Source organism: Polaromonas sp. P1_F6, assembly GCF_056405695.1.
Genome location: NZ_JBFUBQ010000004.1, coordinates 62,256 through 83,703, shown reverse-complemented (window position 1 = coordinate 83,703; position 21,448 = coordinate 62,256). Strand labels below are relative to the sequence as shown.

Genomic DNA, 21,448 nt, shown 5'->3' with positions numbered 1-21,448 from the left:
CATCAATGTGCCTGATTGTCTACGGGCTGTCATCGCTGCGCGGGGTATGGGCTACCGCGCCAGCTGTGCTGGGGCTGCCGCCTTCCAACATGCGCCATGATGCGACCATGGCCGAATCTGGCATAAAGCCGGAATTTTCCGTGGCCAGCCTGTCGATTCCGGTCGAAGCCATTCGTCGTAGAGGTGTCAGCAACTACTTTTTGAAGGAAACACCGTGAAATACCTTTGCCTCGCCTATTACAACCCCGCCGAATTCGCCGCCATGCCGCCCGCCGACATGCAGGCCCTGGTCAGCCAGTGCCCGCCCAAGGACGCCCAGCTCAAGGCCACCGGCCAGCTGCGCGTCAGCGCCTCGCTGGGCGAGCCCGCCATCCGCCTGCAGCCGCGCGGCAGCAAGACGCAGAAGATCGACGGCCCGTTCACGGAGGCCAAAGAGCTGGTGGGCGGCTTTTTCATCATCGACGCTGCCAACCCCGACGAAGCCGTGAAAACCGCCTCGCTGCATCCCGCGGCCACGCTGGGCGAGCAGGCCGGCTGGCGCATCGACATGCACCCCATCGATTTCTTTGAGCAGTACGACGGCAAGGCCTGACGCGGCTGGGCGGGCGCCTGACCGGCCTTTTTGGGCCATTTTCAGGCACAAAAAAGGCCTCTGACCCAATAACAACGGGCGCAAGCAGCTATTGTTTTGATAGCGTTTCCGTGTGAGCTGAAAACTGGCCTGAGTGCTTTTTGAGCACAAGAAAGTGCCAAAAACAGGCGTTTTCAGGCATTAAAAGTGCCTGCAGCCCAATGGGAATCTGCGCAACCAGCTATCAATTTGATAGTGACTTCGCGCACTTGCCCGCTCCCTCAAATCTGCACCCGCGTCCCCAGCTCAATCACGCAGTTGTTGGGCAGCTTGAAAAACCCCGCCACGCTGCCTGCGTTGCGCGACATCAGGGCGAACAGCGCCTCGCGCCAGTGCACCATGCCCGAGCCGCGCGTGGGCACCACGATTTCGCGGCTTAAAAAGTACGAGGTCTCGAACAGGTTGATGGGCAGGCCCTGGGCCTTGCACAGCTCCAGCGCTTTCGGAATGTCGGGCGTGTTCTTGAAGCCGTAGTTCACCTCTACCCGCCAGAAACCCGGTGCCAGCGGCTGCACCTGCACGCGCTCGGTAAACGGTATCCACGGCACTTCATGAAACACCACCGTCAGGATCAGGTTGCGTTCATGCAAGACCTGGTTGTGCTTGAGGTTGTGCATCAGCGCCTGCGGCACCGTGTCGGGGTTGGCCACCGCATACACCGCAGTGCGCTGTACCCGGTTCACACTGTCGGCCGACAGCGCCGTCACAAAGGGCAACAGCTCCGGGTCGTCGTGGCGGATGCTTTCTACCAGCAACTCGCGTCCGCGCCGCCACGTCGCCATCACGGTGAAGATCGCCACACCCATCACCAGCGGAAACCAGCCGCCCTGCATGAACTTCAGCATGCACGACACCACCAGCAGCAGGTCCAGCGCCACAAAGACGGCGGTGGCGGCAATCGCCAGCGGCAAGGGGTAGCGCCAGCCCTGGCGTATGACAAAGAAGGTCAGCAAGGTAGTGATCAGCATGGTGATCGTCACCGCAATGCCGTAGGCCGCAGCCATCGCAGACGAGCTGCCAAAGCCGAGCACCGTGGCCAGCACCGCCGCCAGCAGCAGCCAGTTCACGCCCGGCATGTAGATTTGCCCGGCCTCGCGCGCCGAGGTGTGCAGCACGCTCATGCGCGGCAGCAGGCCCAGCTGTATGGCCTGCCGCGTCATCGAATAAGCACCCGAGATGACGGCCTGCGATGCAATCACCGTAGCCAGCGTAGCCAGCACCACGGCGGGAATCAGCCAGGCTTCGGCAAACATGCGATAGAAAGGGTTTTCCAGCGCCGCCGGGTCGCGCATCAGCAGCGCGCCCTGGCCCATGTAGTTGATGGCCAGTGCCGGCAGCACCAGGCCGCCCCAGGCAAACTGGATGGGCCGCTTGCCGAAGTGGCCCATGTCGGCATACAGCGCTTCAGCGCCGGTAAAGGCAAGCACGATGGCGCCCACTGCCACAAACATGTGCCAACCCTGCGCGCTCAAAAAGCGAATGGCGTTCAGCGGGTTCAGCGCGGCCAATATGCCGGGTTGCTGCGCGATCTCAATCGCGCCGGTAAAGGCCAGCACGCCAAACCACAGCACGATGACCGGGCCAAACAGCTTGCCGACCAGGCCCGTGCCAAAACGCTGCACCGCAAACAGCCCCACCAGCACCGCCATGCACACCGGCAGCACGTAGGGTTTGAGCGCGGGCGTCACTACCTCCAGGCCTTCGACCGCGCTGAGCACCGAGATCGCAGGCGTGATGACGCTGTCGCCGTAAAACAGCGCCGCGCCCAGCACGCCCGTCAGCAGCAGGGCGGTGCGCGCTTTCGGGTTGTGCCCGGCCGCCTTGGCCGCCAGCGCGGTCAGCGCCATGATGCCGCCTTCGCCGTTGTTGTCGGCCCGCAAGATCAGCAGGATGTACTTGAGCGTGACGATCATCATCAGGCCCCAGAAAATCACCGACACCGCGCCGATGAGGTGAGGCGCATCCAGCGGCACGCCCGTGGCGGGGCTGAAGATTTCCTTCATGGTGTAGAGCGGGCTGGTGCCGATGTCGCCGTACACCACGCCCAGCGCGCCCAGCGTCAGCGCCGCCACGCCTTCGCGGTGGCCTTTTTTACGCGTTGTGTTGTTGGCGGCTGTGGCCTGGCCCTCTGCAGCAGCATTCGCAGTCGTTGCGACATTTCCCATACATTCCATCCCGCAGTGAAGAAGCCCTCACTGTCAGCCGGCAGGCATCAGGAACGCATAAGTGCGCGTAAGGAAACCGCCGTTCAGGCCGGTTTCAGTCCACCGCCAGCCGGTAACCCACGCCGGTTTCGGTCAGTAAATGCCGGGGCTCGGCCGGTTCCTGCTCAATCTTGGCGCGCAGCTGCGCCATATACAGCCGCAGGTAATGCACGTGCTCGGTGTACTCCGGCCCCCACACGTCGGCCAGCAGCTGCCGGTGCGTCACCACGCGGCCCGCGCTGCGAACCAGCCGCGCCAGCAGCTTGAACTCGGTGGGCGTCAGGTGCAGCGTTTCGCCGTGCAGCTGCGCGGTGTGCAGCGTCAGGTCCACACGCAAACCATCAAGTTCATGCACCGTTACGGCCGCAGCCAGGGCCGTGCCGCGGTGGCGCAGCGCCACGCGTATGCGCGCCAGCAGCTCGCTCACGCTGAAGGGCTTGGTCAGGTAGTCGTCGGCGCCCGCGTCCAGCAGCTTGATTTTTTGCGCCTCCTGGTGGCGGGCCGACACCACGAGGATGGGCAGCGAATGCTTTCGCCGCACCTCCTGCACCAGCTCTGCGCCGTCACCGTCGGGCAGGCCCAGGTCCAGCACAATCACGTCGGGCGGGTCGTTGCGCACCAGCGCCGCGGCTTCGCTCAGCGACACGGCCGTCTGCACCTCAAAGCCTTCCACCGAGAGCGAGGCGCGCATCAGCTCGCGCAGGTCGCGGTCGTCTTCCACCACCAGAAGGCGCAGGCTCATGGCTGCATCCCCGCGGGTTGCTGCGCCTCGATGGGCAGCGTCAACGTAAAGACATTGCCTTCACCTGGTTCGCCAACATCACGGCGCGACGATAAAGTGAGCCGGCCCTGGTGCGCCTCTGCAATGGCCCGGCACAGCGCCAGTCCCAGGCCCGCGCCGCGCGGGCCGGATTGGTCACCGCGTGCATAGGGCGCAAAGATGGCCTCGTACTTGTCTTTTGCGATTTGCGGGCCGCTGTCCTTCACGGTCAGCCGCAAGATGTTGCCTTCGCTTCCCTTGTCTTCGCCCACTGTCAACTCAATCGCGCCCGTGCTGTATTTGAGCGCGTTGTCCAGCAGGTTGTCGACCAGCTGCGCCAGCAGCACCGGGTCAGCCTTGATCAGCGGCAGCCCGGCCTGCACGGTGGAGGTAATGCGGCGCTCGGGGTCGCGCTTGCGCACGCGCGCCAGCACGGTGCCGACAATTTCCTCCGGCGACTCCCATTGCCGTGCCGGCGGCTGCGCGGTGTTGGAGAGTTGCACCAGCTGCAGCGTGTTCTCCGTCACGGTCGATAAATAAGAGGCCTCACTCACAATGCTGCCCAGCAGCCGCGCCTGCTCGGCCGGGGCCAGCTTGTCGCCCTGCGTTTGCAGCGCTGATGCCGCGCCCACCACGGTTGCCAACGGCGTGCGCAGGTCATGCGAAATGGCCGCCAGAAAAGTGCTTTGCACCTGCTGGCGTTGCGCCTCGCCCTGCGCCGCCTGCATCGACTGGCTGAGCTGCAGCCGCCACAGCGCCTGCCCCAGCAGCGCGCACAGCGCCTCGGCATGCTCACGCCCGCCGGTGTCGTGTGCCGGTGCGGGCTCTACCCGGGCCGCGCCGTGCATCTGCGTCTTGTCGCCCAGCGGCAGGTACCAGGCGTTCAGCCCCGGCCAGCGCCCGGTGCCGGGCCCCAGCGTGGCCGCTTCGCGCATGCAGCACTTCATGCCGTCCAGCACTGAGGGCTCCAGCACGGCGGCGTTCGAGAGTTCGCCGCCGGCTTGCCGTGTGCCCAGCAGGCAGGGGCCTTCAAAGGCCTCGTCCAGCGCCGCCTGGCCCAGTGCCGCAATTTCTTCAGCGTTTGCTGCAGCTGCCAGCTGTGTGGCCAGGCCCTGCAGCTGGCGCGCCCGCTCTTCGTTCAACCGGGCCACCGCCGTTTCGCGCCGCAGCCGCGCAGACAGGTGGCTGATGGCCAGCGCCACCAGCAGCATGCTGAAAATCGCAATCAGGTGATCCCGGCTTTCCACCTCAAAGGTAAAACGCGGCGGCACAAAAAAGTAGTTCAGCGCGGTCACGGCCACTATCGCGCAGGTCACGGACTCCTTCCAGCCCATGGTGTAAGACACCACCACCACGACCAGCACATACAGCATGGCCTGGCTGGCAATCGTGACTTGCCTGTCTAGCAGCAGCCCGCCGCCGGTGGCGGCCGCCAGCAGCAGGGCCACGATGGCCCAGTGGCGCAAACTTGTACCGGTGGCGGGTGTGGGTTCAGCAGCTTTCATCATCAGAAGCCCAGCGTACCATCGGCCGCATCAGGATTGCATCAGGAAGGGCTGGCGGGGTGTGGCGGCGGGTGTGGTGCACCGCAAGGCGCCCAAACCGCCCAAATTCTTGATTTGTATCAACTTTTGCCTATAAAAAGTGCCTGCAGCCCAATAAGAATCTGCGCGAGCCGCTATGAAATAAATAGCAGACGGTGCCCCTGGAGCGCCCGCCGCACAGCCTTCCCACGCCGCTCCCACACCCTGGGGCCTCCAGCCACCACGCATAACCCCACTGCCAAGATCGCCTCATCCTGTTAAGCTGGCTGCCCGACTTTTAATAACGATTTGAGAGACAACACCATGCCCGGACTCATCCCCAACGTTGACCCTGACGGCCTGCTCGAGTTTTCGGTGGTCTACACCGACCGCGCCCTAAACCACATGTCAAAAAGCTTCCAGGGCGTGATGAGCGACATCTCCCGCATCCTCAAAGACGTGTACAAGGCGCACGCCGTGGCCCTGGTGCCCGGCAGCGGCACCTACGGCATGGAGGCCGTGGCCCGCCAGTTTGCGGGTGGCAAGCACGTCATGGTCATCCGCAACGGCTGGTTCAGCTACCGCTGGACGCAGATCTTTGACATGGGCCACATCCCCGCGTCGCACACCGTGCTCAAGGCCAAACAGACCGGCCCCGGCGCGCAAGCCCCCTGGGCGCCCGCACCCATCGCCGATGTGGTCGCCGCCATCGCCAAAGAAAAGCCCGCACTCGTTTTTGCCCCGCACGTAGAAACCGCTTCCGGCATGATCCTGCCCGACAGCTACCTGCAGGCCGTGGCCGCGGCGGTGCATGCCGTCGGCGGCCTCTTTGTGCTCGACTGCATTGCCTCCGGCGCCATGTGGGTCGACATGAAGGCCACCGGCGTTGACCTGCTCATCTCCGCCCCGCAAAAAGGCTGGAGCAGCTCACCCTGCTGCGCCATGGTCATGCTCAGCGAGCGCGCCCGCGCCGCCATTGACAGCACCGCCAGCTCCAGCTTTGCCTGCGACCTGAAGAAGTGGATGCAGATCATGGAAACGTATGAAAACGGCGGCCATGCCTACCACGCCACCTTGCCCACAGACGCCCTCACGCGCCTGCGCGCCGCCATGAAAGAAACGCAAGACTACGGCTTTGCCAAAGTCAAAGCCGAGCAGGAAGCCTTGGGTAGCAAAGTGCGCAAACTGTTTGAAAGCCGCGGCCTGCCCAGCGTGGCCGCCGAAGGCTTCAAAGCCCCGGGCGTGGTCGTCAGCTACACCACTGACCCAGACATCCAGTCCGGCAAAAAATTTCTTGCACAAGGTTTGCAAACCGCTGCCGGCGTGCCGCTGCAGTGCGATGAGGGCGCCGACTTCAAGACCTTCCGCGTCGGCCTGTTTGGCCTCGAGAAATGGCACCAGTCTGACCGCACGGTCGGCCAGCTCGCTGCCGCACTCGACCAGATCGGCCTGACCGAGAAGGCGCGCCAGGCTGTCGCGGCCTGAGCGGCTGTTTCTCATCGGGAGCTTCGGCTCCCTTTTTTATTTCTTCCTTCCGTTCTATCAATCCATTTATTCCTGAAGAGACGTATCAATGAAATGCGCTTTGGTCGGTTCCCGTTTTTTCGCAGCCTCGGTGTTTGAGGCGCTTCGCAAAGAAGAAGGCATTGAGTTCACCAGCATCGTCGCCCCGGCTGAAGACGACCGGCTGGCGATTGCCGGCCGCGCCGCCGGCATCCCCGTGCACGTGCTGGCCAACCCGAAAATTGTGCCCGGCGAGGCGATTGCCGAAGGCACCGAGCTCATCATCGCCGCGCACACGCATGCCCGCGTGAGCGACGACGCCCTTGCGCGCTCGCGCCTGGGTGGCATCGGCTACCACCCCTCGCTGCTGCCACGCCACCGCGGCATCGCAGCCGTTGAATGGACGATTCTGGAAGGCGACCCGATTGCCGGCGGCTCCGTCTATCACCTGGCCGACGGCTGGGACGCCGGCGCCATCGCCGCGCAAGACTGGTGCTTTGTCAAGAAAGGCGAAACCGCCCGCGAACTGTGGGAACGCGCCCTGGCGCCCATGGGCCTGGCGCTGCTCAGCAAAGTCGTGCACCACGCCCGCCTGCAAGGCAGCCTGCCCGCCGACGTGCAAGACCCGGCCTTCGCCACCCGCGCGCCCATGCTGCGCAAGGCCGTGGTGCTGACCGAAGAGGTCTCATCCGCCAACACATCGTTGGTCGTCTCCATCGTCGGCACAGACCGGCAAGGCATCGTCAGCTCTCTGGCCGACAAAGCCCAACGCTTCGGCGCCAACTGGGCCGCCAGCCGCATGACACGCCTGGCCGGTGAATTCGCCGGCATGGTCCACTTCGAAGTCCCGCGCGAAAACGCCGACAACCTCGCCAACTCACTGCGCGGCCTGCAGTCCAGCGGCCTGCAAGTGGTGGTGGCAAAGAGCGACGGCGCCAACACCCCCGCCGCCCTGCGCGTGTTTGAACTCGAGCTGGTAGGCGAAGACCGCCTGGGCATCGTCAGCAACCTGACAAAGATGCTGGCCGAGCGCGGCATCAGCATCGAGAGCATTCACACCGACATCGTGCGCAGCGGCGTCTCAGGCAAACAGACTTTCAAGGTCGAGGCGCATTTGCTGGTACCGGCCAAGTTGTCGGTGGAGGCGTTGCAGAAGGAACTGGGTACCCTGGCCAGCGAGATGATGCTGGATATTGCGTTGGGGGAGCGGCAGCTTGCTGTCGGGTAAGTCAATACGCATCTCGGGCATGAAGTGAGCTAAGAGTACGGAATAGCAATGGTTGAAATCGTTGTGGCGGTGCTGGTTGTTGGGGGCTTGGGTGTGCTTCCCATCGTTGGGCTCATCATCCAGGTGTGGCGTGACCGCCGGGGCAAGCGGAGGAATGCGCAGGGCAGGTGTTACGCCTGCGGCGGGTCGGGTCTGCTCTTGCCTCTGCCTCACTACAAAGGCGCAACCTTCAATTACTGCCTGCCATGCAGTCAACGCCAGCGCCGGATGTCCACAATGACCGGGCTTGTCGCTGCCGGGGTTCTGGTGGTGGGCTTGTGTGCCTGGTTGATCGTGCGCGAGTTTTAAGATATTTCGCTTGGAAGGGCGGCAGGTTGCCGGCAAGTCAGCTGAGATTCGGTTTGTCCGGCGTGGTGGCTGAGAGTGGTGGCAGTAACGAAAATCATGATTTGCTGTAATAGCCCTGAGTTCAAGCAATACTACAAATCCTGAAACCATGACCAATGACCGCATCTCAAAATTACTCGACGACATACGTCTTCTTGATTCTGAACGCTTCGAGCTTGTGCAAGCACTGAGAAAAATCATCCTTGGCCTGGATTCCTCGATCTCTGAAGAGGTGAAATACGGTGGGCTCCTGTTCTCCGCTGTAAAGCCGTTTTGTGGGGTGTTCTCATACGCAAAACACGTCTCCCTGGAGTTCGGCGAGGGCGCATCACTGCCGGACAAGTTCAAAGTGCTCGAGGGCGAAGGCAAATTCCGTCGCCACATCAAATTGGCATCAGTTGAAGACATCACGGGCAAACATGTTCGTGACTATCTTGCTTTGGCGCTCAAGATGTCGGCGAAGGCGTGAGGATGCAAATGCGCGCCCACCTGAAACAGAAAATAATCGATGTTTGCGAAAACAAGATCAGAGAGAAAGGCGAAAACGTCGGCGTGTCTTTCTACGCGTTTTTTGCCAACAAGAATGACAACCCGGAACTCCTGATGGAAGCCGCAAAATGGTGGATCCAAACGCACCGGCTGGACCACTTTGAGAAAGCGTTGAAGATCAGGCGTCTGGTTGAGCAGGAAGCGGTCGATTGAGAAAAACCGCGCCTTGATGTAAGCGTCCTCCAGGGCCATATCCGCCCCAGGCACCTTTATCCTTCTCAGACGATTGCGAGACAGCTCACAAGCCGCTTTCAAGGATGCCAGCGCGACACCGCCCGTGGCGTCTGAGCCGACTTGCTTCCGGCGAGTGCATACGACAGCTGGTTCGCCGCGCGGATGACGCTTTTTGCGTGCTTCATCAGTTTGGTTTTTGACAGCCGCGCACTCGGGCCCGAGATGCAGATGGACCCCAGCAATCGCCAGTTAAGGCCGAACACCGGCGCCGCCACACTGGCCACTTCGGCTTCGCGTTCGCCCATCGAGATCTGGTACCCCTGCTCTCGGATCGACTCGTAGGGTTCTCCCGCTGCGCCGCTGAATGCCAGGATCACACGCCCCGGCGCGCCCTTGTTCAAGGGCAGCCGCTCGCCGACACGAACGTGGTGCCGCACCGATTGCGGCCCTTCGACGCGCGCCACGCAGGCGCGAATGTCGCCTTCGCGCACGTAGAACGACGCGCTCTCACCGCTTGCCTCGACGAGCGCGTGCAGCGTGGGCTCGACGATGCGGTTGACGTCGAACCCGGCCTGGTAGCGCGCACCCAGCCAGCCGGCGGCCGGCCCCAGCCGCCACTGGCCGTCGTCGGCCTGCACCATGTACTGCGACAAGGCCAGCGTGCGCGCCAGGCGCAGCACCGTCGTCTTGTGCATGTGTGAGCGCCGGCTCAATTCCGCCAGCGAAAGCGTCGACTCGCCCACCTCAAAAGCTTCCATCAGCGAGAGCGCCCGCGTCACCGCGATGACGCCGCCGCCCGCCTCAACTGGCTCATTTGCTGGATCGTTGCGCATGCCGCACCATGGTTCACTGTATGAAACGGTATTGTATGGCGTGCAACGCGCGCCTACAGTCACATCCATACCGCAGCTATTGTTTTAAAGCGGAGCCTTGGAGACATATTCATGAAACTTTCCCGCCGTTGCGTGCTGGCCGCTGCCATCGCGTGTTCCCTGGCCACTGGTGCCTTTGCGCAGGCCTGGCCCACCAAACCCATCCGCCTCGTTGTCCCGTTCCCGGCCGGCGGCGGCACCGACATCATTGCCCGCGAAGTCACGAACAAGGTCACGGGCTCGGGCTACACCTTCATCGTTGACAACAAGCCGGGCTCTGGCGGCAACCTCGGCGTGGACGCCGTGGCGAAGTCGCCGGCAGACGGCTACACGCTGGTGCTCGGCCAGACCAGCAACCTGGCCATCAACACCAGCCTGTATGCCAAACTTCCGTATGACCCCGTGAAGGACCTCACGCCCGTGAGCCTCGTGGCGAGTGCGCCCCTGGTCATCGTCGTCGCGGCGGATTCGCCGTACAAGACGCTCGCCGACATCGTTGCGGCGTCCAGGGCCAAACCCGGCTCCCTGAACTACGCGACCTCCGGCAACGGCACCGTTGCGCACCTTGCAACCGAATCCTTCCAGAAGGCCGCAGACGTCAAGCTGACGCACGTGCCGTACAAGGGCGCGGCGCAGGGCGCCACCGACCTGATTGGCGGGCAGGTGCAGCTCTATGTGTCCTCTATCCCCACGCTCATCGGCCACATCAAGAACGGGAAGATGCGCGCCATCGCCGTCACCTCGGCCAAACGCACCGAAGACCTGCCGCAGGTGCCGACCATTGCCGAGTCCGGCTACAAGGGCTTCGAGGCCGTGACCTGGTTCGGCATCGCCGGGCCTGCGAACCTGCCAAAGGATGTCGTCGCCAAACTCAACGCCGACATCAACAAGGCGCTGCAGGCGGCAGACCTGCGCAAGAAGCTGCGCGACCAGGGCGCCGACGTGGAGGGGAGCACGCCGGAGCAATTCAGCAAACTGATCCGGGAAGACATCACCCGCTGGGGCAAGATTGTTAAAGAATCCGGTGCGAAAGTAGATTGACATGACACAAGACATCATCCGCAAATTTGACCGCGTGCCGGCCGCCGTTGTGCGCCAAGCCGCTGCATTCCAGCCCGCCATCCTGGCCGACGTGGCCGGCCGCCGGGGCGCCATGCACGGGCGTATCAAGGCATTGCGCCCCCGCATGAAATTTGCCGGAACGGCCTTCACCGTTGAAGTTCGCCCTGGCGACAACCTGATGATTCACGCGGCCATGTCACTGGCGCAGCCGGGTGATGTGTTGGTCATTGACGGCAAGGGTGACCTCACCGCCGCGCTGATGGGCACCATCATGATGACCGCCTGCAAACAGCTGGGTATCGCCGGTGTGGTCATTGACGGCGCAGTCCGCGACACCCTCGAAATCGACGAAATGGATTTTCCTGTCTTTGCGGCCGGGTACAACCCGAACGGCCCCACCAAAACCTGCCCGGGGCGCATCGGCCACCCCGTGACGGCAGGCGGTGTCACCGTGCATGCGGGCGACTTCGTGATGGGCGACGCGGACGGCGTTGTCGTCGTTGAACGCGAGAAGATCGAATCCCTGCTGCCGGCCGCTGTGAAGAAGGTGGCTGACGAAAACGCACGGATAGCGGCGATCAAAAAAGGCGACACGGCGGCGAAGTGGCTGGAATCAGCACTGCGCAGTGCCGGCGTACTCAAAGAAGGCGAGTCGCTGTGAGCAACGGGCAACCTGTCATGAAAGCCGTCATGAAACCCGTCATTCTTGTCACTGCGGCAGACCTTGCACCCGAAGCGCTGGCACTTCTGCAAGGCTACGAAGTCATCTACGCCGGCAAGACGCCAACTGAAGAAGACATCGTCGCCCTCTGCAAGCGATACGACCCGGTGGGCATCATCGTGCGCTACAGCAAGGTGGGGTCTGCTGCCATCGCCGCGGCGCCATCCCTGCGCGTGATTTCCAAGCACGGCAGCGGCACCGACACCATCGACAAGGTGGCCGCCGCCGCGCGGGGCGTCGAAGTGCGTGCCGCGGCCGGCGCCAACGCCAATGCCGTCGCCGAACAGGCTCTGGCATTGATGCTCGCCTGTGCAAAGTCAATTCCCGTGCTGGACGCGCGCATGCGCGCCGGCCACTGGGACAAGGCCACTCACAAGAGCGTGGAACTGTATGGCAAGACTGTCGGGCTTGTGGGCCTGGGCGCCATCGGGCTGCGCTTTGCACGCATGGCGAGTGCGTTGGGCATGGAGGTATTGGGCTATGACCCTTACGCCAAAGAGCTGCCGGAATTCATGACACGGATCGAGCTGGAAACGCTTTGGCAAAACGCAGACGTGATTTCGCTGCATTGCCCGCTGACTGACGAGAACCGCAACCTGCTGAATGGCGCCACGCTGGCCAAGTGCAAGAGGGGTGTGATCATCGTCAACACGGCGCGCGGCGGGCTGGTAGACGAGGCCGCTTTGCTCGAAGGCCTTCGCAGCGGACAAGTCCATTCAGCGGGCCTGGACAGCTTCAGCGTGGAACCCATGGCGCCAGGGCACCCCTTCCAGAACGAGCCGGGTCTCGTCCTGAGCCCACATATCGGCGGTGTCACGAGCAACGCGTATGTGAACATGGGCGTTGCGGCTGCAGGCAATGTGCGAAGCGTGATTGAAGGCGTTACCGCTGGGGCTTTGGTTTAGCTACTTATCGACGGCTACTTGGGGCATGCGCCCAGCCCGGCCAGCGCCTTTTGCTTTTTACTGCGGCACCAGGCCGGCGGCTTTCACCAGATCGGCGTGGATGCGAATCTCTTCTGAAATCACTTGCGCCAGGGGCTTGGCCTCATCGGGCGCCGGCTCCATGCCGATTTCCAGCAGTTTGGTTTTGGCATCGCCCCTCAAAAACGCCTTCGCGGATTTGCTGAGCTTGTCGATCACCGGCTGCGGCGTTTTGGCGGGAACCAGCAGGCCGATCCACGCCGACAGCACCACATTGTTCACGCCGCCTTCACGCAGCGTGGGAATGTCAGGCGCAGAAATGGCCCGTTTCTCACTCAGCACACCCACCGCATGCAGCTTGCCCGACTTGATGTGCGGAAGCGCTTCCGGCAGCGGGGCAAAGGCCATGTCCACCACGCCGCCGATCAGGTCGGTAATCGCCGGCGCACCGCCCTTGTAGGGAACGTGCAGCAGCTTCGCGCCGGTCTGGCTTTCAAACATCAGCCCCGCCAGGTGCTGCGGGCTCCCGTCACCTGAAGAGGCATACGTCAGCTTGCCCGGGTTGGCCTTGGCCGCCGCCAGAATGCTCGCCGGCGTTCCATACTTTGCCTTGTCGTTCACCACCAGCACCATGGCCTGGTTGACCAGCTTGGTCACCGCCACAAAGTCGGTTTCGGGGTTGTAGGGCAGCGTCTTGAAGATGCTCTTGTTCGTCGTCAGAAAAGACGCCGGCGACACCATGATGGTGTAGCCATCCGGCACCGCCTTGGCCACCACCGGCACCCCAATCTGCCCCGAGCCGCCAGCACGGTTGTCCACCACAAAGGGCTGGCCCAGGTCGGTGGTCAGCTGCTGGCTGACCTGGCGCGCCACCATGTCGACGCTGCCGCCAGCCGGCAGCGCAACGATGACCTTGACCGGGTGGCTGGGGTAGGGCTCTTGCGCGAAGGAGGGAGCGGCCAGAGTCAGGCTGGATGCGGCGCAAAGGGCCAGGCAAGCTGTGCGGGTGAATGACATGGGTCGCTTTCAGAGTTGGGGGGTGCCGGGCGTCGCCAGTTCGCGCTCTGCAAACCTTGCTCCGCTCAGCGCGTGGGGATGCAATTTGTATGCCTGCGAGCACGTTTCAGAAGTTCAACTTGAGGGCGAAAACCGGTGGGCATCGTCAGCATTTGATAAAGATGCTCGCCGAGGGCGGCATCAGCATCGAGAGTATTCAAGCCGACGCTGTGCGCAGCGGCGTCTCAGGCAAGCAGACCTTCAAGGTGGAGGCGTTGCAGAAGGAGCTGGGGACGCCGGCTAGCGAGATGATGCTGGATATTGCTTCGGGGGAGAGGCAGGTCGCCGGGTCGTGAAAGTCGGTCTGGGCTAACGTTTTGGGAGGATTCGGTGCTACTCCAAGGGGAAAAAAGGCCGAAAGCCCTTTTTTGATGCGAAAAGTCGACATGAGGGCACGATTCGCGTACAAAATCCAATTACGTTTAACCTGACAAACAAGATCGATCACCGTGGCTAGCTCAGAACAACTCAAGGCGCTTATTAAGTCGCATACCAGTCGCGACGACGCGCAGTTTTATTCCGTCGCCATGCAAGTTGCTGCGCATGAAGCTAAGGTTGGCCACGGAAAATTGGCGGGTGAACTTCGCGACTTGATTGATTCCGCAAAGACTCGTCTTGCTCGCGACGCCACTGGAAAGTTGGTCGCGATTGGAAGTGTTGCAAAACCAAAGGGCGAACTCTCAACTCTTCTGACTGTGACTTATCCGGCGAATCGACTGTCCGATATGGTCCTTGAAGATGTGTCATCCAATCAATTGCAGCGGATCGTAAAAGAGCAAAAATTACTATCCAAGATCAAGGAGTACGGCCTGGCTCCGCGTCGCAAGCTATTGTTAGTAGGTCCACCTGGGACGGGAAAAACTATGACTGCTTCGGCGCTCGCCGGAGAGTTAGCGATTCCGTTGTTTTTAGTACGTCTAGATTCTCTGATTACGAAATTTATGGGGGAGACCGCAGCAAAGCTTCGGCAGGTCTTCGATGCGATTGCGGACGTTCGCGGCGTCTATTTTTTTGATGAATTTGACGCCATTGGCTCACAACGCGGAATGGCAAATGACGTCGGTGAAATTCGGCGGGTCTTGAACAGTTTTCTGCAGATGATTGAGCATGACCACTCAAACAGTCTCATCATTGCTGCAACTAATCATCCGGAAGTGCTCGACTACGCGTTGTTCAGACGGTTTGACGACGTGATCGAATATCAGTTGCCAACGCCAACGCAAGCGATTAGTTTGATTCGATCGAGATTAGGACCATTTGCTCCGAAACCATTCAAAAAAACCGGGCTAGGCGCAAAGGTAGATGGATTGAGTTACGCCGAGATTTGCCGAGCAGTTGACGCTTCCATTAAAGATGCAATCATGCATGAGCGCGAAACGGTGCAATCCATGGCCTTAGAGGGGGCACTGGAGGAGCGACGGCTCATAGGCGAAAAGTTGAGTCACAACAACAAATCTATCTCAACCCATGCCGGAACAAAATCCCGATAAACGTCGTCATCTTGTTGCAGCAAATACGGCCCAGGCGCGATCCTTTGTCGCTCATTCTCTTGGTAGAGATGGGGCGAAAAAAGTACCCAAGCTAGATCGTGCGCAGCACGGAGCAGCATTGCGAGCGCAATTGCTTGAGCTTCGCCCTGCTGCGGAGCAAGCGATCAAAGCTCAAGAGGAAGCCGGACTTCAAAGTGGGTTAGGTCTGCAGGTTCAGTTTGTCGGGCTACCTGACGTCGCTCTTGCATTTGAAAGCCTTGGCGATGAGCGCGGCAAGAATCAAAAAAAACATATAGAGGTGTTCAGTGTTAAGACAGAAGGCGACGTCACAGTAGCAAATGTCTTCGTGCCAGACGGGAAGTTAGAGCACTTCGAGAAGTATGTTGCAGAGTATTTGGCAGAAAGAAAAAATAAAAATGGCGACCTGATCGATCACGGGACGCTCTTGAACGCAATATCCTCAATAAGAGGCGCTGAGCTTGATGCGCTATGGACGGATGAGCTAGCGTTGCCGGAAGATCCAAATGAAGCTTTTTGGTGGGAGGTTTGGCTTCCTGTTCGCGGTGCGCGAAATGAAGTGGTCGCAGACTTTCGAAAATTAGCCGCACTGGCTAATTGCCAAGTAGGCGATCACCAACTCAACTTCCCAGAGCGGACTGTTGTGCTTATGTTTGGGTCGCAAAAGCAATTGACAACTTCAGTTATGACGCTAAATTGCGTCGCGGAACTGCGCAAAGCGAAGGATACGGCGGAGTTCTTTGATGGCATGGCTCCATTGGAGCAGCAAGAATGGGTTGGTGAAACCCTAGCAAAACTCAACTCGCCAGATGAGGGTGACGAAACACCGCGTGTGTGCCTGTTGGATTCGGGCGTTAATCGAGGGCATCCATTATTGGCGCCGTTAATTGCTAGCGGCGACTTGCACACGGTAAATGTCGCTTGGGGAACGGACGACACCGCTAACCATGGATCGGGCCTTGCCGGACTGGTTGCGTTTGGAGATCTGATTGATGCCTTGGCGTCAGCTGCTCCGGTGTATGTGGGGCACCGACTCGAGTCCGTAAAGTTGACCCCGGAGCAAGGTGCCAATGAAGGTGACGCCAAGCATCACGGCTACTTGTTTGCTGAGGCTGTTAGCCGGCCTGAGATTTCGGCACCGAACCGGTCAAGAGTTTTTACCTCTGCCGTAACTTCTTCAGATGATCGAGACAGAGGTCGGCCCTCTTCCTGGTCGGCGACAGTGGACAGGCTTGCCGCTGACTTTGACGGAAATGGTCAGTTTCCTCGTTTGTTCGTTTTATCTGCTGGCAATACTGAAGACGAGGCAGCATGGAGTGCGTACCCCGATAGTTTGACCACAAATCGCGTCCGTGATCCAGGGCAAGCATGGAACGCACTCACGGTTGGGGCGTACACAAACAAAGTTGCCATATCTGAAGCCGATGCTCAGCATTACCAGCCCATCGCTGGGGTCGGTGGACTTAGTCCATATACGACCACCTCCGGAGATTGGGATCAAGCATGGCCTTTGAAGCCGGATGTGGTGTTTGAGGGGGGGAATGCTGGGAAAAGTGATTTAGGGTCTGCAGGTATTTCTAGTCTTCATTTGTTAACGACAAATAACTTACCTGTCGAGCGGATGTTTACTACGACAAACGCAACGAGCGCGGCCTCCGCTTTGGCTGCCCGAATGGCGGCGCAGATCATGAAGTCCTATCCTGCGCTGCGTCCGGAAACCGTTCGCGGTCTGATCGTGCATTCGGCCGAGTGGACTGATGCGATGCGGGGGGCTTATCTGCCGGCGCATGGCACGCCAAACAAGTCAGATCACATTCACCTCATCCGTCATTGCGGATGGGGTGCTCCGAATCTCGACCGCGCACTGTGGAGTGCTGGCAATTCACTCACATTAATTGCTGAGGATCTTGTGCGCCCCTATAAAAAAGATAAAGGAAAGATGGCAAGTCGACATATGAATTTGCACTCATTGCCTTGGCCTAAAGATCAGCTACAAGCACTTCCTCCTGCTACTAAAGTAGAGCTTCGAATTACGCTTTCATATTTCATCGAGCCTAATCCTTCAGCCCGTGGAACCGCATCAAAATTTCACTATCCTTCCCATCGCCTTCGCTTTGATGTTCAGCGTCCGCTGGATCCAACTACCGAAGATTTTGTCGCTCGTATTAACGCTGCAGTCGAAAACGATCATGAGGATGGTGGGGACGCGGCCGACTCAAAGGATCCTCACTGGATTTTGGGGGAGAGGAAGCGGCACCGAGGCTCACTCCATCAAGATGTTTGGGTCGGAACCGCAGCTGAGTTGGCCAGTCGCGGCTTTATCGCCGTATATCCCGCGATGGGCTGGTGGCGGACTCGCCAGGCGCAAGAGCGGTATGATCTTCCTGCTCGCTATAGCCTCATCGTTTCAATAAGAACACCCGAAACTGAGGTGGATCTTTACACTCCGGTAGCACAGCAGATTGAACTTCAAGCTGGGGTACCTGTTGAGGTGGCCGTATAACTACTTGATCATCAAGTAGTTGGTGACTGGCTGTAGTTTGTTTCTGAATTCTCCCGGTACTATCCCTGCCCACTCCCGAAACGCCCGAATAAAACTCTTCTCATTCCGAAACCCCGAAGCCTCCGCCACCTGCTTGATCGGCTTTGAGGTTCGCAGCAATAACTCCTTCGCCTTCTCAAACCGCACTTCATCCTTAAGCTGCTGCAGCGAAGCCCCTTCTTCCTGAAGCTGTCGGTGCAACGAGCGCGCAGACATATTCAGCGCGGTCGCCAAAGTCTCCGCATTGTGCGAAGCCACCGCAGGATTCGCCAGTGCCTGCCGCACCTGTTCCACCAACAATCTGTCTCGCCGGTACTGCAGCACCGTGAGCGGCAGGGCGCGCTGCAGCATTTGCTGCAAAGCCTTTTCATCACGGCGCAGCGGCAAGCCCAGGTAGCGCGCGTCAAACCGGATCTCTGCCTGCGCGGCGTTGAACTGCAGCGGCCCGGGGAACATCAGCCCATAGGCCTCCACATGCGGTGGCGCGGCAAACGGAAATCTCGCGCCTTGCAGCGGAATGCGCGAATCCACATACCAGCAGGCCAGGCCATGGATATTGCGCAGCACGTGAACCAAAGCAAACTCACCGACCTGGCCGGGGTCTTTTTCTTCGACCGTGATGGCGGCGGTGTCGCCGGAGGTGGTGACGCGCAGGGTGATGTCGTCGGCAATCAGTGCGTGGTGGCGGCACCAGCGTTTCAGGGCCACGCCCAGGTTGGGTGAGCTGATGGATGCGCGGGCCAGCATGCCGTAGCTGCCCCAGGGCAGTTTGCGGCTGAAGGCACCCAGGCCTTCGTCGTTCAGTTCCTGCATGGCGGCGCCTGAAAGCAGCTCCATCTGGCGGGCGGTGATGTGGGCACTGGCTTGCTTGAGATGGGTTGGCGTGATCTGTGCCAGTTTCAGGGCGTCGGCCGGGCTTTGGCCGCGGCGCTTGTAGGCGACCGCAATGCTTCTGGCAAAGGCCATGGGCGTGGCGGCTTTGGGCGGATTGGTGGGCCTTGTGGCGGCTTTCGTGGGCATGGCGGTAATTTTCCGCGCACGTGGCAGGATTTGCAACCTCGTTGGCTGTGTGGATGGGGCGGGTTTTCGCTAAGCTGGCTCTTTAGCGCTAATCTGGCGCTAAGGTAGGGCCCACGCGCCCGAAGGTCTGGCGCAGGCCAGCCCCGTTTCAGCGCCTTTCACCCGTATTTCAGGAATTGCCATGCCCGCTCTGGAGACAAAACTCAACGCCCGTTCTGCCGACTTTCAGGCCAATGCCGCCGCCATGCAGGCGCAGGTAGACGACCTGAACGCGCAAGTCGCCAAGGCCGCCTTGGGCGGCGGTGAGGCCACGCGGGCGCGGCATGTGTCGCGCGGCAAGCTGCTGCCGCGTGACCGCGTGCAGATGCTGCTGGACCCGGGCACGCCTTTCCTCGAGCTCGGCCCCCTGGCCGCCAAAGACATGTACCCCGACCGTGACGGCACCGACAGCGCACCCTGCGCGGGTGTCATCACCGGCATCGGCCGCGTCAATGGGGTCGACTGCATGATCGTGTGCAACGACGCCACGGTCAAAGGCGGCACCTACTACCCGATGACGGTGAAAAAGCATTTGCGCGCGCAGGAAGTGGCGATGCAGAACAACCTCACCTGCATCTACCTGGTCGATTCGGGCGGCGCCAACCTGCCGAATCAAGACGACGTGTTTCCTGATCGCGACCACTTTGGCCGCATCTTTTATAACCAGGCCAACATGAGCGCGCAGGGCATTGCGCAGATTGCCGTGGTCATGGGCAGCTGCACGGCCGGCGGCGCGTACGTGCCGGCCATGAGCGACGAAACCATCATCGTCAAGAACCAGGGCACCATCTTTCTGGGCGGCCCGCCGCTGGTGAAGGCGGCCATTGGCGAAATCGTTTCAGCGGAAGATCTGGGCGGTGGAGATGTGCACACGCGCCTTTCAGGCGTGGCAGACCACCTGGCGCAAAACGACGCGCATGCGCTGGCCCTGGCCCGCCAGGCGGTGGCCAGCCTCAACAAGACCAAGCGCTTCGACCAGGCCCTGCGCACACCGGTGCCGCCGCTGCACAGCCCGCAAGAGCTGCATGGCGTGATTCCGGTGGACCCGAAAAAGCCGTATGACGTGCGCGAGGTGATTGCCCGCATCGTGGACGGCAGCGAGTTCCATGAGTTCAAGGCGCGCTTTGGCCCCACGCTGGTCTGCGGCTTTGCGCACATTGAGGGCATGCCGGTCGGCATCATCGCCAACAACGGCATTCTGTTCAGCGAATCAGCCCAGAAGGGCGCGCACTTTATCGAGCTGTGCTGCCAGCGCAAGGTGCCGCTGGTGTTTCTGCAGAACATCACCGGCTTCATGATCGGCCGCAAATACGAAGCCGAAGGCATTGCCCGCCACGGCGCCAAGATGGTGACGGCCGTGGCCACGGCCCAGGTGCCCAAATTCACCGTGATCATTGGCGGCAGCTACGGCGCCGGCAACTACGGCATGTGCGGCCGGGCGTATTCGCCGCGCTTCTTGTGGATGTGGCCGAACGCGCGCATCTGCGTCATGGGCGGCGAGCAGGCCGCCGGCGTGCTGGCCACCGTGAAGCGCGACGCGATTGAAGCCAAGGGCGGCAGCTGGAGCGCCGAAGAAGAGGCCACCTTCAAGCAGCCGGTGCTGGACCAGTTTGGCCAGCAGTCGCACCCGTATTACTCCACCGCGCGCGGCTGGGACGACGGCGTGATTGACCCGGCGGATACGCGGCGTGTACTGGCGCTGGGGCTGTCGGCCACGCTCAATCAGCCCATCCCGGATACGAAGTTTGGCGTGTTCCGCATGTAAGCCTGCGGAGCGAATAAAGACCATGAACACCTACGTCATTCTGAGCATACGGAAATCGTGTGGGAAAGAAATGGCCAAAAAGGTATTGACGTGAAACAGTATCGACTTTGGCCCTTCCTGTTATGTGCCGCAATGCTTGTCACCACCGGCACCGCGCAGGCTCGCTTGCGTGAAGACCAGTTCGACTTGCCGGTGAAGGTGGTCGACGCGTACGGCAAGACGATCGAGCACACCATCAAGGTGACCGTCTTCTCTGACGGCGTGAATCCCTGGCCGGCCCCGGTGCTGGTGCTCAACCACGGGCGTGCTGTCGAGCCGGAAGACCGGGTGAAAGTCGGGCGGGCACGGTTCAGCAACGCGTCGAAGTTTTTTGTCCAGCGCGGCTTTATCGTCGCCGTACCGACACGTATCGGCTACGGCGTGAGCGGTGGCGAGGACGTGGAATACAGCGGTGCCTGTAATCGCAAGAACTATCCACCGGGCTATGCGGCTGCGGCTGCGCAGACTCTGGCGGTGCTTGAGGCCGTGCGGCAACGTCCGGACGCTGCGAAGAACCGGGCTGTTGTGATGGGGCAATCGTACGGCGGAACTACGGCGGCTACCGTCGCTGCGCTCAACCCGCCGGGTGTGCAGGCCAGCATTAATTTCGCCGGAGGCGGGGGAGGCAACCCCAAAACCCACCCGCAACAACCCTGCCAGCCGCAAATGCTGGAACGCCTGTTTCGCGACTACGGGGCAACGGCGCGCATCCCCATGCTCTGGGTCTATACCGAAAACGACATGTACTCTGGCCCGAAGCTGCCAAGGGAGTGGTTCGACGCCTATGTGGCTGCGGGTGGCAAGGCCGAGATGACGCAATACCCTCCGCATGGCGAAGACGGGCACAGCCTGTTTTCCCGCTTTCCCGAGGTGTGGCAGCCGCGGGTTGCCGAGTTTCTTGATACCGTGGGCTTTAGCAAGCCAGCCGGAAAGGACAAATGA

General features: G+C 61.0%; 21 protein-coding genes. 15 read left to right on the top strand and 6 right to left on the bottom strand.

Annotated elements, in window-relative coordinates:
* The first annotated feature begins 5 nt into the window (after nucleotides 1–5).
* A complete protein-coding gene (locus AC1DY9_RS13710) occupies nucleotides 6–218 on the top strand; it encodes a hypothetical protein (RefSeq protein WP_457282845.1) in 213 nt (70 codons plus the stop codon).
* Nucleotides 215–592, top strand: a complete 378-nt coding sequence (locus AC1DY9_RS13705; protein WP_457282846.1) for a YciI family protein — start codon at nucleotides 215–217, stop codon at nucleotides 590–592. Before AC1DY9_RS13710 ends, AC1DY9_RS13705 begins: the two co-directional genes overlap by 4 nt.
* A 260-nt stretch (nucleotides 593–852) precedes the next feature.
* On the opposite strand, the gene AC1DY9_RS13700 is transcribed toward AC1DY9_RS13705, so the two are convergent.
* From AC1DY9_RS13700 to AC1DY9_RS13690, 3 genes are all read right to left on the bottom strand, one after another.
* Complete coding sequence (locus tag AC1DY9_RS13700; RefSeq protein ID WP_477666820.1) at nucleotides 853–2,796, bottom strand: potassium transporter Kup; 1,944 nt, start codon at nucleotides 2,794–2,796, stop codon at nucleotides 853–855.
* 94 nt (nucleotides 2,797–2,890) lie between these two features.
* Complete coding sequence (locus AC1DY9_RS13695; protein WP_457282848.1) at nucleotides 2,891–3,577, bottom strand: response regulator; 687 nt, start codon at nucleotides 3,575–3,577, stop codon at nucleotides 2,891–2,893.
* Nucleotides 3,574–5,100 (bottom strand): sensor histidine kinase, encoded by a 1,527-nt coding sequence (locus AC1DY9_RS13690; RefSeq protein ID WP_477666819.1) that lies wholly within the window; start codon nucleotides 5,098–5,100, stop codon nucleotides 3,574–3,576. Before AC1DY9_RS13690 ends, AC1DY9_RS13695 begins: the two co-directional genes overlap by 4 nt.
* Before the next feature lie 342 nt (nucleotides 5,101–5,442).
* On the opposite strand from AC1DY9_RS13690, the gene AC1DY9_RS13685 reads away from it, so the two are divergent.
* The 5 genes from AC1DY9_RS13685 (at nucleotide 5,443) to AC1DY9_RS13665 (ending at nucleotide 8,938) form a co-directional block, all read left to right on the top strand.
* Complete coding sequence (locus AC1DY9_RS13685; RefSeq protein WP_477666818.1) at nucleotides 5,443–6,603, top strand: aminotransferase class V-fold PLP-dependent enzyme; 1,161 nt, start codon at nucleotides 5,443–5,445, stop codon at nucleotides 6,601–6,603.
* An 88-nt stretch (nucleotides 6,604–6,691) separates the two neighbouring features.
* A complete protein-coding gene (locus AC1DY9_RS13680) occupies nucleotides 6,692–7,849 on the top strand; it encodes a formyltransferase family protein (protein WP_477666817.1) in 1,158 nt (385 codons plus the stop codon).
* A 48-nt stretch (nucleotides 7,850–7,897) separates the two neighbouring features.
* Nucleotides 7,898–8,197 carry a hypothetical protein gene (locus AC1DY9_RS13675; RefSeq protein WP_477666816.1) on the top strand — a complete coding sequence of 100 codons (300 nt, stop codon included), beginning with the start codon at nucleotides 7,898–7,900 and terminating at the stop codon, nucleotides 8,195–8,197.
* A gap of 148 nt (nucleotides 8,198–8,345) precedes the next feature.
* Nucleotides 8,346–8,705 carry a DUF1801 domain-containing protein gene (locus tag AC1DY9_RS13670; protein ID WP_477666815.1) on the top strand — a complete coding sequence of 120 codons (360 nt, stop codon included), beginning with the start codon at nucleotides 8,346–8,348 and terminating at the stop codon, nucleotides 8,703–8,705.
* Nucleotides 8,706–8,713: 8 nt separating this feature from the next.
* On the top strand, nucleotides 8,714–8,938 hold the full coding sequence (locus tag AC1DY9_RS13665) for a DUF6500 family protein (protein WP_477666814.1): 225 nt from the start codon (nucleotides 8,714–8,716) through the stop codon (nucleotides 8,936–8,938).
* A 98-nt stretch (nucleotides 8,939–9,036) separates the two neighbouring features.
* Here AC1DY9_RS13665 and AC1DY9_RS13660 read toward each other — a convergent pair whose 3' ends face one another.
* On the bottom strand, nucleotides 9,037–9,792 hold the full coding sequence (locus AC1DY9_RS13660; RefSeq protein ID WP_477666813.1) for an IclR family transcriptional regulator: 756 nt from the start codon (nucleotides 9,790–9,792) through the stop codon (nucleotides 9,037–9,039).
* Nucleotides 9,793–9,903: 111 nt separating this feature from the next.
* Between AC1DY9_RS13660 and AC1DY9_RS13655 the strand changes: the two genes are divergently transcribed.
* Genes AC1DY9_RS13655 through AC1DY9_RS13645 form a run of 3 tightly spaced genes read left to right on the top strand, consistent with a single transcriptional unit; the run spans nucleotide 9,904 to nucleotide 12,519 of the window.
* Nucleotides 9,904–10,872 (top strand): Bug family tripartite tricarboxylate transporter substrate binding protein, encoded by a 969-nt coding sequence (locus AC1DY9_RS13655; protein ID WP_477666812.1) that lies wholly within the window; start codon nucleotides 9,904–9,906, stop codon nucleotides 10,870–10,872.
* 1 nt (nucleotide 10,873) lies between these two features.
* Nucleotides 10,874–11,554, top strand: a complete 681-nt coding sequence (locus AC1DY9_RS13650; protein ID WP_477666811.1) for an RraA family protein — start codon at nucleotides 10,874–10,876, stop codon at nucleotides 11,552–11,554.
* Nucleotides 11,555–11,583: 29 nt separating this feature from the next.
* Nucleotides 11,584–12,519, top strand: coding sequence for a hydroxyacid dehydrogenase (locus tag AC1DY9_RS13645; protein ID WP_477666810.1), 936 nt, complete (start codon nucleotides 11,584–11,586; stop codon nucleotides 12,517–12,519).
* A gap of 57 nt (nucleotides 12,520–12,576) precedes the next feature.
* Here the strand turns inward: AC1DY9_RS13645 and AC1DY9_RS13640 are convergent, their stop codons facing one another.
* Nucleotides 12,577–13,554: a Bug family tripartite tricarboxylate transporter substrate binding protein gene (locus tag AC1DY9_RS13640; RefSeq protein WP_477666809.1), complete on the bottom strand. Its 978-nt coding sequence runs from the start codon at nucleotides 13,552–13,554 to the stop codon at nucleotides 12,577–12,579.
* An 89-nt stretch (nucleotides 13,555–13,643) separates the two neighbouring features.
* On the opposite strand from AC1DY9_RS13640, the gene AC1DY9_RS13635 reads away from it, so the two are divergent.
* From AC1DY9_RS13635 to AC1DY9_RS13625, 3 genes are all read left to right on the top strand, one after another.
* Complete coding sequence (locus AC1DY9_RS13635) at nucleotides 13,644–13,889, top strand: hypothetical protein (RefSeq protein WP_477666808.1); 246 nt, start codon at nucleotides 13,644–13,646, stop codon at nucleotides 13,887–13,889.
* 153 nt (nucleotides 13,890–14,042) lie between these two features.
* Entirely contained in the window at nucleotides 14,043–15,083 is a 1,041-nt protein-coding gene (locus tag AC1DY9_RS13630; protein ID WP_477666807.1) for an AAA family ATPase, read from the top strand.
* Complete coding sequence (locus tag AC1DY9_RS13625) at nucleotides 15,061–17,604, top strand: S8 family peptidase (protein ID WP_477666806.1); 2,544 nt, start codon at nucleotides 15,061–15,063, stop codon at nucleotides 17,602–17,604. Before AC1DY9_RS13630 ends, AC1DY9_RS13625 begins: the two co-directional genes overlap by 23 nt.
* Here AC1DY9_RS13625 and AC1DY9_RS13620 read toward each other — a convergent pair whose 3' ends face one another.
* Nucleotides 17,605–18,663: an AraC family transcriptional regulator gene (locus tag AC1DY9_RS13620; protein ID WP_477666805.1), complete on the bottom strand. Its 1,059-nt coding sequence runs from the start codon at nucleotides 18,661–18,663 to the stop codon at nucleotides 17,605–17,607.
* A 181-nt stretch (nucleotides 18,664–18,844) separates the two neighbouring features.
* Here AC1DY9_RS13620 and AC1DY9_RS13615 point away from each other — a divergent pair, with 181 nt between their 5' ends.
* Complete coding sequence (locus tag AC1DY9_RS13615) at nucleotides 18,845–20,467, top strand: carboxyl transferase domain-containing protein (protein WP_477666804.1); 1,623 nt, start codon at nucleotides 18,845–18,847, stop codon at nucleotides 20,465–20,467.
* Nucleotides 20,468–20,599: 132 nt separating this feature from the next.
* Nucleotides 20,600–21,448 (top strand): alpha/beta hydrolase family protein, encoded by an 849-nt coding sequence (locus AC1DY9_RS13610; protein WP_477666803.1) that lies wholly within the window; start codon nucleotides 20,600–20,602, stop codon nucleotides 21,446–21,448.